Origin of the sequence: Stenotrophomonas sp. 22385 (assembly GCF_052045085.1) — a bacterium.
Lineage (GTDB): Bacteria > Pseudomonadota > Gammaproteobacteria > Xanthomonadales > Xanthomonadaceae > Stenotrophomonas.
On the sequence record NZ_JBQEOG010000011.1, the window covers coordinates 1 to 15605 of the forward strand.

General features: G+C 67.3%; 15 protein-coding genes. 7 read left to right on the top strand and 8 right to left on the bottom strand.

The window, feature by feature from the left end:
- Window positions 1–124 precede the first annotated feature (124 nt).
- The 5 genes from ACTJI4_RS17390 to ACTJI4_RS17410 form a co-directional block, all read right to left on the bottom strand.
- On the bottom strand, window positions 125–1003 hold the full coding sequence (locus ACTJI4_RS17390) for a polyprenyl synthetase family protein (RefSeq protein ID WP_440870065.1): 879 nt from the start codon (window positions 1001–1003) through the stop codon (window positions 125–127).
- Window positions 993–1253, bottom strand: coding sequence for an exodeoxyribonuclease VII small subunit (locus ACTJI4_RS17395; RefSeq protein ID WP_392920181.1), 261 nt, complete (start codon window positions 1251–1253; stop codon window positions 993–995). Before ACTJI4_RS17395 ends, ACTJI4_RS17390 begins: the two co-directional genes overlap by 11 nt.
- A gap of 36 nt (window positions 1254–1289) precedes the next feature.
- Entirely contained in the window at window positions 1290–2576 is a 1287-nt protein-coding gene (gene tilS / locus ACTJI4_RS17400; protein ID WP_440870066.1) for a tRNA lysidine(34) synthetase TilS, read from the bottom strand.
- Between the two features lie 66 nt (window positions 2577–2642).
- Window positions 2643–3179, bottom strand: coding sequence for a WG repeat-containing protein (locus tag ACTJI4_RS17405; RefSeq protein ID WP_440870067.1), 537 nt, complete (start codon window positions 3177–3179; stop codon window positions 2643–2645).
- Entirely contained in the window at window positions 3179–4891 is a 1713-nt protein-coding gene (locus ACTJI4_RS17410) for an alkaline phosphatase (protein ID WP_440870068.1), read from the bottom strand. Before ACTJI4_RS17410 ends, ACTJI4_RS17405 begins: the two co-directional genes overlap by 1 nt.
- Before the next feature lie 150 nt (window positions 4892–5041).
- Between ACTJI4_RS17410 and ACTJI4_RS17415 the strand changes: the two genes are divergently transcribed.
- The 7 genes from ACTJI4_RS17415 (at window position 5042) to ACTJI4_RS17445 (ending at window position 12378) form a co-directional block, all read left to right on the top strand.
- Window positions 5042–6370 carry a dicarboxylate/amino acid:cation symporter gene (locus ACTJI4_RS17415; protein ID WP_440870069.1) on the top strand — a complete coding sequence of 443 codons (1329 nt, stop codon included), beginning with the start codon at window positions 5042–5044 and terminating at the stop codon, window positions 6368–6370.
- A 301-nt stretch (window positions 6371–6671) separates the two neighbouring features.
- The gene (locus ACTJI4_RS17420) at window positions 6672–7214 is read left to right on the top strand and encodes a hypothetical protein (protein ID WP_440870070.1); all 543 of its coding nucleotides are present in this window, start codon (window positions 6672–6674) and stop codon (window positions 7212–7214) included.
- Window positions 7211–7849, top strand: coding sequence for a hypothetical protein (locus ACTJI4_RS17425; RefSeq protein ID WP_392920164.1), 639 nt, complete (start codon window positions 7211–7213; stop codon window positions 7847–7849). Before ACTJI4_RS17420 ends, ACTJI4_RS17425 begins: the two co-directional genes overlap by 4 nt.
- A gap of 43 nt (window positions 7850–7892) precedes the next feature.
- Window positions 7893–9392 (top strand): adhesin, encoded by a 1500-nt coding sequence (locus ACTJI4_RS17430; protein ID WP_392920161.1) that lies wholly within the window; start codon window positions 7893–7895, stop codon window positions 9390–9392.
- A 137-nt stretch (window positions 9393–9529) separates the two neighbouring features.
- Window positions 9530–10231, top strand: coding sequence for a C39 family peptidase (locus ACTJI4_RS17435; protein ID WP_392920158.1), 702 nt, complete (start codon window positions 9530–9532; stop codon window positions 10229–10231).
- A gap of 8 nt (window positions 10232–10239) precedes the next feature.
- On the top strand, window positions 10240–11022 hold the full coding sequence (locus ACTJI4_RS17440; protein ID WP_392920155.1) for a hypothetical protein: 783 nt from the start codon (window positions 10240–10242) through the stop codon (window positions 11020–11022).
- A 45-nt stretch (window positions 11023–11067) separates the two neighbouring features.
- Window positions 11068–12378, top strand: coding sequence for a transporter (locus tag ACTJI4_RS17445; protein ID WP_392920152.1), 1311 nt, complete (start codon window positions 11068–11070; stop codon window positions 12376–12378).
- Between the two features lie 121 nt (window positions 12379–12499).
- On the opposite strand, the gene ACTJI4_RS17450 is transcribed toward ACTJI4_RS17445, so the two are convergent.
- The 3 genes from ACTJI4_RS17450 to ACTJI4_RS17460 all read right to left on the bottom strand — a co-directional run bounded on the left by ACTJI4_RS17450 (window position 12500) and on the right by ACTJI4_RS17460 (window position 15525).
- Window positions 12500–13837 carry a sigma-54 interaction domain-containing protein gene (locus tag ACTJI4_RS17450; RefSeq protein ID WP_392920149.1) on the bottom strand — a complete coding sequence of 446 codons (1338 nt, stop codon included), beginning with the start codon at window positions 13835–13837 and terminating at the stop codon, window positions 12500–12502.
- Between the two features lie 243 nt (window positions 13838–14080).
- Complete coding sequence (locus ACTJI4_RS17455; protein WP_392920961.1) at window positions 14081–14845, bottom strand: C40 family peptidase; 765 nt, start codon at window positions 14843–14845, stop codon at window positions 14081–14083.
- A gap of 146 nt (window positions 14846–14991) precedes the next feature.
- Window positions 14992–15525: a C40 family peptidase gene (locus tag ACTJI4_RS17460; RefSeq protein ID WP_440870071.1), complete on the bottom strand. Its 534-nt coding sequence runs from the start codon at window positions 15523–15525 to the stop codon at window positions 14992–14994.
- Window positions 15526–15605 lie beyond the last annotated feature (80 nt).

Below are 15605 nucleotides of genomic sequence, written 5' to 3' on the forward strand. Positions count from 1 at the left end.
AAGAGCCTCCACGGATGGATTCACGGCGCCCCCCGCAAACCCACACCCGCCGGCCCTGCGCAGTAACGTTCGCAGACCAAGGCTCTTGCCTGCAGCAGACGCGCACCGACCGAAGGCCGGTCCCTTAGTGATTGCGCTCTACAGCCAACCGCCCAAGCGCACGCAACGCATCAGCGCGTTCGTCATACCCGGCAAGGCTGTCGTGCATGCGCTCGCTGAGCGCCGCCAACTCGGCCTTTGCACCGTCCATCCCCAACAACGCCGGGAACGTGGACTTGGCCTGCGCCTGGTCCTTGCCCGCGGTCTTGCCGAGCTGTTCGGAGCTGGCTTCCACGTCCAGGATGTCATCGCGCACCTGGAACGCCAGGCCGAGGGCGTTGGCGAAATCGTCCAGCTGCAGCAGGTCCGCGTGCGGCGCATCGCCACACAGCGCGCCCATGCGGACCGCTGCGCGGATCAGCGCGCCGGTCTTCAATGCATGCATGTGCTGCAGGTCGGCCAGCGGCTGCGCATGGCCCGTTGCATCGATATCCAACGCCTGCCCACCGCACATGCCGGCCGCGCCCGAGGCGTGGGTCAGTGCCTGCAGGCAGTGCACCCGCAGCAGCGCCGGCAATGCCGCATCGGCCAGCAGGCCGAACGCGCGCGTCTGCAGCGCATCGCCGGCCAGGATCGCCGTGGCTTCGTCGAAGGCGATGTGCGTGGTCGGGCGGCCGCGACGCAACGCGTCGTCGTCCATCGCCGGCAGATCGTCGTGCACCAGCGAATAGGCGTGGATCAGCTCCACTGCCATCGCCGGCGCGTCCAGCGCGTGTTCGTCGGCGCCGAAGATCTGGCCGCTGGCGTACACCAGCAGCGGGCGCATGCGCTTGCCGCCGCCGAGCACGGCATGGCGCATCGCCTGGTGCAGGCGCTGGGGCGCCTGGTCGGGCGAGGGCAGGCTGGCGTCGAGCTGGCTTTCAATGCGGTCGCGCCAACGCGCGAACGTGGACTCAACCGTCATGGCTGGGCGGGTCGAACGGCTCGGCGGTTTCCGGGCGTGCCGGGTCGCTGAGCAGGCGCACGCGCAGCTCGGCCTGCTCCAGCGCCTGCTGGCACTGGCGGTACAGGCCGACGCCGCGCTCATAGGCGCTCAGCGACTGCTCCAGGCTCATGTCGCCGGTTTCCATCTTCTCCACCAGTTGCTCCAGTTCTTCCAGCGAATGCTCGAAGTGGGCGACCGGCGAGGTGTCAGTGGGGGATTTCTTGGCCATGCGGCAAGTGTGAGGCGCCAGCCCAAAGGGGTCAATTCATGCCGCGCCCGGCGTCCAGCGCAGGCGGGCGTGCTGTTCATCCAGCCACTGCTGCAACGGTGCGGCGATGATCTGGTCGCCGGCCGCCACCAGCGTCTGCTCTGCATACAGCAACGGCACCTGGCGGCGCTGCCACGGTGGCAACCCGCTCTGCTGCAGCAGGTCTTTCAGGGCATGCGAGTGACTGCGGCCGCGCAGCTGGATGCGCTCGCCGCCCCGTCGTGCGCTGACCTGCACCGGTTCACCCAGCCGCTTGGCGCCGATCAGCGCCAGTTCGCCACCGTCGGGCAGCGCCAGCGGGCTGGATCCATCCCAATGCACGCTCCAGTCCAGCGGCAGCGCCAGCGCCATCGGCAGCAGGTACAGGTGCCCTCGCCAACGGCGGATGCGGACCCCCTGCCAGGCAAACTGCGCATCGGCATCGTGCGCGGCAGGAAGCAGTTCGCGTTCGATGGCCTGCACGCCGGCGGCTGGCAATGGCGGCTGCCCCGCGCTGCGTACCCACTGCCGCATCAGCCGCGCGCGGCGCTCGCGCGGCTGCCGTTGCAGCTTGGCGCAGTCGAGTACGCCGGGCGACACCGTGCAGCGCCGCAGCGCCTCGTGGTCGGAGGCCTCGAGCAGGCGCTGCGCCTGCGCGCTCAGCTCGGCGCTGCGCGCCAATGCCGCATCGGCCTGCGGCCAGCGTTGTTGCAGCAGCGGCAGCACGTGCAGGCGCAGGAAGTTGCGGTCGGCCGCATCGTTGGCATTGCTGGGATCTTCAATCCACTGCAGTGCGTGCGCCTGCGCATGGGCCAGCAGGTCGCCGCGCGGGATCTGCAGCAGTGGCCGCCAGATCGATCCGGCGGCAAACGGAGCATGCGCGCGGATCGCCGCCAGGCCATCCACGCCGGAGCCACGCAGCGCCCGGAGCAGGAACGTTTCGGCCTGGTCGTCGCGGTGGTGCGCCAACGCCAGGTGTTCACCTTCGCGCAGGACGCGGCCGAACGCTTCGCGGCGGACATGCCGTGCCGCAGCTTCCAGGCCCGCACCGCTGTCGCGCGGCACCGCCACCCGGACCACCTGCAGCGGAATCGACCAGGCCGCGCAGATCGCTTCGCAGTGCACCGCCCACCGGTCGGCCTCGGGCTGCAGTCCGTGGTGCACGTGCACCGCATGCAGGCCGGCGGCGCGCTGCGCGGGTGACTGCGCCAGCCAGTGCAGCAACACCGTTGAATCCAGTCCGCCACTGAAACCCACCAGCACGGGGGCGGGGAGGTCGGGGGCAGGGGGCAGCGCAGTAGGCATCGAATGGGAAATGTCAGGCAGAGGGCCAGTATCGGCCCTGGCAGCACCGGCCGCCATCATCCAGGCTCATCGACCGGCGGGATCGCCCACGCGGCGGCCCTGGCGGTCGATGTGGAACCACTCGCCGCCTTCCATGGGAGTGTGTCCATCGCCATCCGGCGTGCCGCGCCGGCAGCCGTTGCAGACCTGGGCAGTTCCATCGGAAAACGGCCAGCCGAAATCGTAGGTGCCGGGTACTGCCTGGTCCAGCGTGGCATTGAAGTACGCGATGCGGTCGCCCACGCGGCCGCGCAGCAGGCCTTCTTCCACATGATCCGGGCCATTATCCCAGGTGATTACCGCCTGGGTGCGCCCCTGGCGGCTGACGTAGTGGAAGCTGTCCCCGGCGTACACCGCCGCCAGCCCTAGGTTGTCGTACTCCAGCCGGGCACGCGCCGACGCGTCGAGCGTCAGCCGGCCCTGTTCCAGGCGGCAGCCGGCCAGCGGCTGCAACCCGTCTTCCTCGGTAAGCCGCTGGCAGGCCGGCGGCTCGGCAACCCCGACCGCCGGTCCCAGCAGCAGCGCGGCCAGCATGCCGGCCCGCGCAACGCGGCGCGCCCGCATCAGTTACCGGCGTCCTTGCGCTCGAACGCGGCCGGCACCGGCAGTTCCACCGGCACGCCCTTGGCGTCGCACGTACCGGCTTCGCACAGGCGCTGGCGCAGGCGCGGAGTGGCCTGCACGATCATGTGGTAGATCGTGTTCTGTTCCATGGTGCCGCGTATCGCTCTGCTGCCAGGGCCACGGGCCCAGATGCCGACATCTTCGCCGCCGTGGCTTTCGCTCTTCATCGGCACCAGGGCTTCCTGCATGTAGTCAGGGTGCTCGGTATCCACGTGGGTCAGGTCCGGGCGGCCCTTGGCCGGATCGAAGCTGGTCGGGTTGTGCGGGTAGGCCTTGGGCCCCGCCGGCTGCTGGTTGGTGGCGCCGGCGTTGCCCGGGCCATTGGCGTAGCTGAGGGTGGTGTAGGGCAGGCCGAGGCCGTCACGGGCCAGGTCGAGCGCGCCGGCGCCGTCTTCGCCGCCCTTGTCCTTGACCTTGCCCAGGATCGGGTTGCCTCGCGCCGGGTAGCCCACGAAGTTGAGCGTGTGCGAGTGGTCGGCGGTGACGATGATCAGCGTGTCCTCGTCGGAGGTGGCCTCTGCCGCTGCACGGACCGCATCGGACAGCGCCACCGTATCGCTGAGCGCCCGGTAGGCGTTGCCGCTGTGGTTGGCGTGGTCGATGCGCGCACCTTCCACCATCAGCACGTAGCCTTCCTGGTGGCGCGACAGGTTGGCGATGGCGGCCTTGGTCAGTTCGGCCAGGCTGGGCTCGCCGGAGGGGTCGTCCTTGCGCTCGATCTCGTAGCGCATGTGGTCCGGCTCGAACAGGCCCAGCAGCGCCGGCGCGTTGGCGGCGGCCTGCAGCTGCTTCGCATTCCAGACATACGCGCCCTGCGGGTGGGCCTGCTTCCATTCGCCGACCAGGCTGCGGCCGTCCAGGCGCAGGCCGACCTTGTCGTCGTACTCCGGGTCGGTCTCTTCCACGGTGGTGAACTGGGCGCGGCCACCGCCGAGGGCGACCAGCGGGCCGCGCCCGTAGCGCGAGCTGCCCAGCAGCTGCTGGGCGATGTCCCTGCAGCCTGCCGCTTTCGCTGCTTCCGGGAGGTCGGCGTCGCTTTCCCAGTTGCGCTCGGGCGAATGGGCGTAGGTGGCGGCCGGGGTGGCATGGGTCAGGCGTGCGGTGGATACCACGCCGGTGGCCATGCCGGCGCTGTCGGCCAGCTGCAGCCAGGTCAGCAGACCCTTGCCCAGGCTGTCGGCGCAGTCGCTGCGGCTGCCCGCGCTGACCCCGATGGCGCCCATGTGGGTCTTTACGCCGGTGGTGATGGCGGTCATGGTGCCGGCCGAATCGGGGGTCTGCGAATCGGTGTTGTAGGTCTTGCTGAAGGCGGTGGCGGGGAAGCGCTCCCAGGAGAGCAGGTTCTCTTCGCCCGGGTTGCCGTTGCGCTGACCCTCGAAGATGCGTGCGGCCGCCACGGTGGTCAGGCTCATGCCATCGCCCAGGAACAGGATCACGTTCTTTGCCCGGCCGTTCATTGCACCACTGCCGGCGGCCCGGGCGGCGCCGCTGCGGTACCACCACTGCGGGGTTTCACCGGCCGGGTGGGACACCGAAGGTACCTCGACCTGAACGGAGCCGGCATTGGCACGGGAGGTGGGGGTGGACGTGGCGCAGGCGCCAAGCATCAGGATGGTGGCGACGGCCGCCACAAGAGGCGTGAAACGGGACATGGACGCGCGTATCTCAATGGTGAAACGGGCGTTCATTATGCAGAACGCCGCAAGGCACGCCGATGACACGCTGATTTGTTTCTGTGCGCCTCGTCCGCAGGCGCGCGTTGGGCTAAGGTGAGGGGCTGTCACTCTCTCCCTGGAATGCTCATGACGCTGGTGTCTGCCTGGCTGCGGATTCCGTTCTGGCAGCGCGTACTTGGCGGTTTCGTGCTGGGCGCGCTGGCTGGCTGGCTGCTTGGCCCCGCCGCCGAAACCTGGTTCGGCCCACTCGGCGACCTGTACGTCACGCTGATCAAGATGATCGCGGTGCCGCTGGTGTTCTTCGCGGTGATCAATGCCATTTCCTCGCTGCACGGGCAGAAATCCGTGGCCGCGCTGGGTGGGCGCACGTTCCTGTGGTTCATCATCACCGCCGCGCTGGCAGTGGGCATCGGCCTGGCCGTGGGCACCCTGATGCAGCCGGGGACCGGCAACCTCAGCCTGAGCATGGACCACGGCTACACGCCGCGCGAAGTGCCCAGCGTGGTCAAGGTGGTCATGGACGTGGTGCCGTCCAACGTGTTCTACGCGCTGACCGGCATCGGCACCAAGGTCAACGCGGCCGGTGAGACCGTGCTGGCGGCAGGCCGCGGTTCGATCCTGCCGGTGATCTTCTTCGCCGGCCTGCTCGGCTTTGCGATGGTCAAGCTGGGCGACAAGGTCGCCGAAGCGCGCAAGCTGACCGGGCAGATTAGCGACATCATGATCCAGGTCACCCGCTTCGTGCTGGAGATGACCCCGCTGGGTACGTTTGGCCTGATCGCCGGGCTGGTGGGCAGCTACGGCTTCGAAAAGCTGCTGCCGCTGGGCAGCTTCGTGCTGGCGCTCTACGTGGCCTGCGCGCTGCATATCGTGCTGGTGTACGGCAGCCTGCTGCTGGTGCATGGCCTGAACCCGTTGAAGTTCTTCCGGGGTGCCGCGCCGGGCATGCAGGTGGCCTTCGTCAGCTCCTCCAGCTTCGCAGCGATGCCGGCGGCAATGCGTTCGATCACCCATAACCTGGGGGTCAACAAGGACTACGCGTCCTTTGCCGTGCCGCTGGGCGCCAGCATCAAAATGGATGGCTGCGGTGCGATCTACCCGGCGTTGTGCGCGGTGTTCATCGCGCAGTACACCGGCGTACCCCTCTCCCCCGAGCAGTATGTGGTCGTGCTGATCGCCTCGGTGCTGGGCAGCTTCGGTACCGCTGGCGTGCCGGGCACGGCGGTGGTGATGGCCACGGTGGTGCTGAGCGCGGCCAACCTGCCACTTGAAACCATCGGCTACCTCTACGCGATCGACCGCATCCTGGACATGATGCGCACGATGACCAATGTCACCGGCCAGATGCTGGTGCCGGTGCTGGTGGCCAAGGAAACCGGCCTGCTCGACCGTGAGGTCTACGACAACCCGTCGACCAACCTGGGCGTGGACGAGGGCGAAGAGCGCAGCTCTTAGCACGATCGGCAAGGTCGTCATGCAGACGGGCCGGCTCCTGCCGGCCCGTCTGCATTTCATGACTGCGCGCTGTGACATCTGTATCGGAAGGTGTATCAACGCTGATACACCGAGGTGCGAGGCGAGTGTCATCCAGCGTCTTGGCGCATGCAGGCGCGCGTTCAGGATGGGTGAACCCCTGCAGGGTGTAACACCCGCGTTGCAATGACAGCGGTCGGCGGCGGCGAAATGCCCGCAAACCGGGCCCTTCGAACTTGGCACGATTGCTGCTCCATCCCTCCGCAGGTAACGGGAGGTCGCAATGGACAGCGTTCGCGTACGAAGCAGGGCAACGGCGGTGACGGGCCTGCTGCTGGTGTTGGTGCTGGCACCGGCGGCGACGCAGGCGTCAGGCGCACGGCAGGGAGTGAAGGCCCAGCCGGGTGAGATGGTGCTGCTGCGTGACGTATCCGCGCGGCCCGCGTACCGGCCAGCCCCTCCGGGCGTGGCGCTGATCGCTGATCCGTCCCCCAAGCGCGAGGTTGCTGGCGCCCTGGGCACGCCGGGCGGCATGGACGAACTGAGCGACGACGATTACGCCTCGCTGGGCTCCAATACCGGCATCGCTGCCGGCCACCAGCAGACTACCGTGGAGCGTGTCACCACGGGGACAATCAACAGCACCCTCGGCAAAGCCACCAGCAGCGGGGTGCTGTCGGGTAGTTCGCTTGGCCGCAGCATCGGTGGTCCGATGGGCGCGGTGGGCAACGCGACCCGCGGTATCGGCGACCAGGTGCGCGGTGCACTTGCGCAGTTCCCGCTCGGCCAGCCTGCAGGCGGCCCGTCCGGTGGGCCCGGCAAATGAAACGCGTCGCTGTCCTGCTCACATCGGGTCTGTTGTTCGCCCTGCCGCTGACGCTGTGCGCGCAGCAGGCTGACGACTACGCCGCCATGCTCGGCTACCTCAACCACACCCGTATCGATGGCAGTGCGCTGCGTGGCAGCGACGGTGCCATGGTGGTCAACATGGCCGCCGGCGACTTCAACCTGCAGGGCAACCTGCTGGGTATCGCCAGCGGCGAAACCGTAGAGATATCGGTCGACGCGCGCCAGCGCCACATCAACAACCGGGTGCGCGCCGACGGCGCACTGGACGCCAGCGCCAGCATCGGCGGCCTGGCATTCAACGGCGCCAGTGGCGTCGCCATGATCAATCAGGCCAGCGGTATCGGCAACGCGACGCTCAATGTCGTCACTGCCGCGCTGGCGCAACAGGGCATACGCGAGACGAACGATGAGGCCTTGGCCGCGTCGGGGGCACTCGCGTCAGCAGGGGGGCAGGGCACCGCACGCCGCGGTGGTTCCGCCGGACCCCGCAGCGTCGCCGTGGAGGACACCGCGCTGCAGGGATTCGACGGCGTTCTGCAACTCAACCAGATCGCGGGCTCCGGCAACACCACCGCCAACCAACTGGGCATCTCGGTGCAGTCCACCCCGTGAGTAGTTCCATCCACCCGATTGTCGTGAAGAGAGAGAGGGCACCATGAACACCATGAACAAGACGGTACTTGCACTGGCCATCGCAGTTGCGGCCACCGCATCTGCCTCCGCACAGGACAACCAGAACGCCAGCGCGTTCATCAACCACATCCACAATGTGTGGGAAACCCGCACCAATACCAACACGAACACCAACCTCAATACCGATGTTGATACCAACATCAATACCGATATCGACACCGATATCGATACCAATATCGATACCAACATCCGCAACGACTGGGACTCGCGTACCCGCGTACGCAACAACAGCACCACCAACACCAGCAGCGACACCAGCACCCGGACCACCACCAGGAGCTACAGTGACACCAGCGACGTGAACCACACGCGCAACGTCACCGTCAATGAAAACGTCCAGAAGAACAGCAACATCCAGGCCGACGAGCGCAAGGAAAAGAACAACCACGGCGTGGACGTGAACCTGGAATCGGACCTCCAGGTGGGTGCGGATGTGCAGTTCCGCGGCCGCCCGACCGTCTCGGGTGACCTGGAAGTGGACTCGGCTGCCATTGCGATCATCGACAACCGGCAGTCGATCACCGACAACGAGGGCGACAACCAGCTGCTGGAAAACAACGCGTCGATCAGCGAGAACGTGGCGCAGGACGCGTCGGGCAACCTCGGGTTCAACACCGCCGCAGGTGACAACAACGCCCAGGACAACGCCGCGTCGCTGTCTGCCGCTGACGCCTCGTTTACCTTCGGCATGTCCGACGCGCAGGTGTACGTGAACCAGTACGGCGCCGGCAACACCACCACCAACGAAGGCGTGGTCAACAACTCCAGCCTCAGTGGCAACGCGTTCCGTGGCGCCACCGGCAACATCGGCGTAAACAGCGCTGCTGGCAACAACAACGAGCAGAAGAACGCCCTGGCTGCGTCGGTGTCCACCGCCCGCATGGCGACGGCAAGCATCAGTTCGAACCAGGTCTCCACCGGCAACAGCGTGTCCAACGAGGGCTACGTGAAGGCCATGCGTGACACCACCGAGGTCACCCTGCGCGGCACGGTCCGTGGCGGTACGGCGGCCATCGGTGCGGGTGGCTACGCCGGTCGCGGCAACGCCTACCAGAAGGAAAACTTCTACCCGGATACCTGGTCCGGCGCGTCGCACACCGGTGGCAACCAGACCGGGCACATCGATCTGGATGCTGACGCCCAAGGCGCAACCGACAACCCGTACAACGAGGGTGCAGGTGGCATCGCGTTCGATACCGACGAGCGCGGCGTGCTCGCCTACGGCGAAGTCGGCTATGCCGATCTGCGTGCCAGCCTGAGCGGAACCGTCCAGAGCACCCGTTGGGTGGTGGAACGTGCCGAGAACAACGCCTCGCTGTCAGGTGATTCGTTCCGTAGTGCCAGCGGCAACATTGGCGTGAACGTTGCCGCCGGCACCGGCAACCTGCAGGCCAACAGCCTGGCCCTGGCCGTGGCCCAGCCGTCCACCGGCGGCAACCCGGGCGGTGGTGGCGGCGAGTAACCGTGTCCGTTTTCGCAGGCAACACGCGTTGAGCGCAACAAACCCGGCCATCCGCCAATGGCCGGGCTCCCCGGGAGCCCCTGTTCCATCCTCCCCCTTTGGGGCAGGGGCTCCTTCCTTCTTCCGGAGCCATGCCGATGTGGTCGAGCCGAGCCCTGTGCTGCGCGTTGTCGCTGTCGATCCTGCCGGCGGGCGCCCTGCGCGCCGGTGACGTGTCCTTCAGCGGGGTGCTGCCCAACGGCGCGGTGTACTCCCAGCGCGTGGAGAGCATGCAGGAGCGGCGCTTCCGCAACGTAGTGCGCCAACATACCGATTACAGCTGCGGCGCGGCCGCATTGGCCACGATCCTGCGTTATGCCTACCACCTGGACGCCGACGAAGGCACGGTGATCGAAGGAATGATGGGGGTCTCAGACCCGGAACTGGTCCACCAGCGCGGGTTTTCACTGTTGGACATCAAGCGATACGTGGAATCGATGGGCATGCGTGGACGTGGCTACCGCGTCAACGAAGAGCGCCTGCGCTCGCTGCGCGTGCCCGGGCTGGTGTTGATGGACGTGCGCGGCTTCCGCCACTTCGTGGTCCTCAAGCAGGTCCGCGGTGACGTGGTGGACGTGGCGGACCCGATCCTGGGCAACCGCAGCATCCCCGTCAACGAATTTCTCGAATCATGGCCGTCGCGCGCCGTGTTCGTCGTGATCGGTACCGATTTCGACAGGAACACCGTGTTGCTGCAGCCCGGCGAACAGCCCAGTGCGCGTTCGCTGTATGCACGGCAGGGCCCGATCACCGACGCGGAACTGGTGGATTTCGGGTTCACCCATGCCGATCTGTTCTAGGAGGCACCATGAATATCGCAAACTGGACGCACAGTGCATTGATCGTCGCAGCGCTCGGGATCGCCCCCGTACACGCCGCCGATGCACCCAAGGCGCAGGAGCAGGGACGCCCCGGCAAGGGATTGAGCGAAATACCCGACCCGGAACTGAAACTGATGCGTGGCCGCTACACCGTCAACGGCAATGCCGTGGCCTGGTTCGGCGTGACCATGGTTTCGCAATGGCAGGCTGGCAACCAGTCCGCACAGAGCGCACTGACCCTGGGCATGGATTTCAGCCATGGCGGCAACACGCCCAAGGTGAGCTTCACGCCCAGCGTCACCGTCACCGCGGCCGACGCGCCGCTGCCGGAAACCCCGGGGCGCAGCGTGGATTCCAGCGGCCTGCAGAACGTGGCCGGGCTCACCCAGAGCATCCAGGTGGCCGGTGACAACAACGTGGCCAGCAACGCCACCCAGTTGAACGTGCGCGAAGGCACCGCACCCACCACCACCGAACAGAGCGCCCCCCAGGCCAGCGCGCAGCAGGGCGGCGTGAGCGCCGTGGCCCAGCAGGACGGCAACAGCGCCAGCGTGCAGCTGCAGATCCAGGGCGTGGGCCAGGTCCAGCAATGGATCCGCAATGGCAGCGTCGGCCAGAGCATCGCCGTTGCCAGCGACGGGCAATCGGCCAGCAACCGCATGCAGATCGACCTGGTGCGGCAGACGTTGGCCAATGGTGGATCGCTGAACCAGAACGTGGCCCAGGCGATGAACCTGGTACGCGGTGTAGGCATGGGGCCCGGCCAGTAACACCGGCCGGGTGGGGGGCACGACACCAGAACGCAGGGCAGGGAAATGCACACCTCGATCCGCATTACACCGCTGGCGCTGGCGGCGCTGGCACTGATCGCGCCAGCTGCAGCCAACGCGCAGGACGCACCGGCCACCTCGGCCGACGACGCCGACGTCAAGGCACTCATCCAACAGCTGGAAACGCTCAAGGCCAACTATGCCCAGGAAGTGCGCCGGTTGCGCGAACTGGACATGCAGGTACAGGCCATGCAGGCCCGCCTGAGCGGCAAGACCGCGCCGCTGGCCGGCGCCGCGCCACCCGAACCGCTGCCCGCGAGCACCCCCGCCGCACCGCCCACCGGTGACGGCTACGCCAGCACCGCCGCCGAAGCGCAGCAGGCCAAAGAGGCCTCGCGCCGCAGCGTCGACGACGTCAAACAACAGACTTCGACCCTGTTCACCCGGCGCTTCACCCTGGAAAACAGCCTGAGCTACGCCCGCTACGACCGCAAGCAACTCACCCTCAACGGCTTCCTCGCCCTCGACGCGATCTTCCTCGGCAACATCGCCATCGAAAACGTCGAGTCCGACACCCTCACCTACAACCTGGCCGCACGCTGGGGCCTCACCCCGCGCCTGGCCCTGAACCTGGACGTGCCCTACCTGGCCCGCAAGACCGTCTTCCAGAAGGGCGGCGCCGGCGGTTCGGCCGCTGCCATCGCCCAGGAAGAAACCACCGGCAACGGCCTCGGCGACATCAGCCTGAGCGCCAACTACAAACTGTTCGCCGAAAAAGGCCGCTGGCCCGAAACCGTGTTGACCGTGGGTGCCACCGCCCCCACCGGCCGCGAACCCTACGGCCTCAGCTGGAAAGTGCTCGAGCGCGACGACGACGACTTCATCCGCTTCGCCGTGCCCGAACAGCAGCCCACCGGCAACGGCGTCTGGCAGGCCAACGTCGGCCTCTCGGCGGTCAAGACCGCCGACCCGGCCATCCTGTTTGCCAACATCGGCTACATCCACTCGTTCGAAAACAGCTTCGACGACCTCGACGCCAACCCCGACACCGTCAACCCCGGTGACGTCAAACTCGGCGGGTCGTACTACTTCGGCGCCGGCGTGGCGTTCGCCTTCAACGAACGCACCAGCCTGAGCATCTCCTTCAGCGACAAGCTCAGCGCCCGCGCCTCCACCCGCTTCAAGGGCGGCCAGTGGGTCAAGATCGTCGGCAGCGATGCCAACGCGGCCACGCTCAACCTGGGCATCACCTACGCACTCAATCAGAACACCACGATCGTGAGTCTGCTGGGTATCGGCCTGACGCCGGATTCGCCGGACTTTACCTTGGCGTTCAAGGTGCCCTATATCCTGTAACGCGCGTATCGACCAACGGTCGATACCTACCGCGTTGCGCAATCGCGCGATGTCGGCTTCATGAGGGCCGGCCAACGGCCGGCCCCAAGCCCGTACGCTCGCAAACCAGGGCTTTTCGCTCTTAGCGCAACTCCGGCAGAGCGAGTTGATGCTTGCGGCACAAGCGGTACACGGTAACGCGAGACACCTGCATGGTGCGGGCACATGCGGTGATGTTGAACGCGTTATCGCGCAGGGCCTGCAGCAAGGCGTCGCGCTCGGCCGCCTGGCGTGCATCGTGCAGCAGCCGCTGCGGCATCTCCACCTGCGGTGGCAGCAGCTCCAGGTCGGCCACGTTGATCAGTTCGGCCTCGCTGACGATCGCCGCCCGCTGCACCCGGTTCAACAGCTCGCGCACGTTGCCCGGCCAGTTGAACCGCTGCATCGCCTGCGCCGCCTCCGTCGTGAAGCCGCGTGCACGCGTCACGTGCCGGCGGCGGAAACTGGCCAGGAAGTGCTCCGCCAGCAGCAGGATGTCGCTGCCCCGGTCACGCAGCGGCGGCATCGGCAAACGCAGCACATTGAGCCGGTAGAACAGATCGCGGCGGAACTGCCCGCGCTCTACCGCCTGCTCCAGGTCGATGTGCGTTGCCGCCACCACCCGTACATCCACCGCCAGCGGATGGTTGCTCCCCACCCGCTCGATCGTGCCTTCCTGCAGGACGCGCAACAGGTTCGTCTGCGCATCCAGCGGCAGGTCGCCGATCTCGTCAAGGAACACCGTACCCCCGCTGGCCGTTTCGAACAGGCCCAGCCGACGCGTCGCTGCACCGGTGAACGCCCCGCGCTCATGCCCGAACAGCTCCGATTGCACCAGCGCCGCCGGAATCGCCCCGCAGTTCACCGCCAGGAACGGCCGCGAATGGCGCGGCGACAGCGCATGCAGCGCCTGCGCCGCCAGTTCCTTGCCCGTTCCCGTTTCTCCCGTGATCAGCACCGGCAGTTCCACCGGCGCGAACTTGCGCAGGGCGGCCCGTGCAACCTGCAGCACCGCACTGTTGCCGACCAGCGCCTGCACGCCGGGCGACGAACGCGTCTCGTCGCCCTCTGCCAGACGCTGCAGCCGCTCGACCAGGCTGGACAGGTCCAGTGGCGCGGTAAACGTCTCCACGCAGCCGGCCAACAGCGACTGCAGCGGTGGCGGGGTGGGGTAGGGGCCAGGGGGCAGGATCGCCAGCACGCGCATGTGCCGGTGCTGTTCCAGCAGTGCCTGCAGGTGCTCAAGATGGCCAGGTACGGCCCCGCGCAGGTCCAGCACGCCGACCACCAGGTCGTTGCCGCGCATGCCGATGGCCACGCACGCATCGCTGGCCACCCCGCGCACCTGCCACCCTTCCGCCGCCAATGCGGCACGCTCGGCCGCGTGTGGTTGCCCAAACCAGATTACACACCGGGCTGGAAATTCAGGGACTGCCGCCATGCGTCACCTTTACTGGAAAGATCGCGGGCGGTGTCTGCGGGTCGGCGTGACCCCGGCGAGCCGCCCCACGCCGGAGTCAACAACCCCTGCCGAATCCGGCCGGGGCTGGTCGCACGCACTTGGATCTGCTCGAACGACAGTAGGAACAACGCGGGTTGCCTCCGTCAGCGGCCACCGGGTCCCCAAACGAAAAAGGCCGCTGCACGGGGCAGCGGCCTTCAGGCGGCGCGGTGGGAGGCCGGTTCAGAGTTCGACGCGGCGGGCCTGCATGAACTTGCCGCTCCAGTAGCCCGAAACCAGGCTGTCCACGCGGACGTCCTTGCCGGTGCTCGGGGCATGCAGGAAGCGGCCTTCCCCCACGTAGATGCCCACATGGTCGACCCGGCCCCTGCGGCCGAAGAACACCAGGTCACCGGCCGCCAGCGCGTTGCGGTCATTGATCAGCTCGGCTTCGCCGTCATGGGCCATTTCACGCGAAACGCGCGGCAGCTCGATGCCAAGCGCGGTCTTGAACACATAGCCGACCAGGCCGCTGCAGTCGAAACCGCTGTCCGGCGAGGTGCCGCCCCAACGGTACGGGGTGCCCAGCAGGGTCATGGCACGGCGCAGCAGCGACTGCACCTTGCCGTTGTCGGCGGCCCCACCCACCACGACGCCGTTGGCGCCGGAGCTGGCATCGTAGTTGGCCAGCAGGCGGCTGAGATCGCCGGCAAACATCGCCGAACGGTCCATGAGCGGAATGGTGTCGTTGGCCGCCAGGTGCGGAAGCAGAGCGGCGAGGGTGGCACTGGCAGCGGCATCGGCCTTGCTGCGGGCCGGCGCATCCGCCTTGGGCTTGGCGGCGGCGGGAATCTCGGGGGCGGCTGCGGTGGCAACCGGCGCGGCATCGACGGGGAGTGTCGGTGCCGTCTGCGCCCAGGCCGGAAGGCTGGCAACGCACAGGGCGAAAGCGAGAAGAGCGGGGCGGGCAGTGCGCCGGAAAGCGGCGGTCTGGCCTTGGCACGTCAGGTCGGCTGTCGTCACGCGGCGGTCACTGAATAAAAACGATGGGTGATGATGCCGTGTAAGACGTGTGATTTGGTACAAATTCCGTTAAATTTTCGTTCACATCATTGTGATGGGCGTCGCATTTTTAGACCTTCCCCCTGTTCATTTCAGTGAAGGACCCGTTTCGCCCCCGTGTAGTGCTGCTTCCAGTAGCTGCCGCCCAGCGAATCCAGCCGGACCGTTCCGCCCGTGCTGGGAGCATGCACGAAGCGCCCTTCACCCACATAGATGCCGACATGGAACACGTTGCCGCGGTCACCGAAGAACACCAGGTCGCCCGGTGCCAGCCGCTGCGGATCGATCTTCGGGCCCTGCACCGCCGCCAGGTCGCGCGAGGTCCGCGGCAGCTTCAGGTCGAGCATTTCCCGGTAGACGTAGGCCACAAGCCCACTGCAATCAAAGCCCGATTCGGGGGTGTTGCCGCCGTAGCGGTAGGGGGTGCCGACCAGCCCGATGGCGCGCATCAGCACCGCATTGGCCGCCTGGGGGTCCTTGGGCACCACCGTCGGCCAGACCTGGGTTGAGGCGGGCGGCGCACTGGGCCGGGTGGCCTTGCCACCGCCGCAGGCGGCCAGAAGGGCCAGCGTGAGCAGGGCGGCGACCCGGGCAACAGAGCGGTTCAAGCGCGGAACTGGCGTCATGTGCGTGATGTCCGGATAATGCGCGGCCTCAGAAGGCCGTCATGATGGCGGCGTACTTGGCGGGCGACAACCCGTCCCAC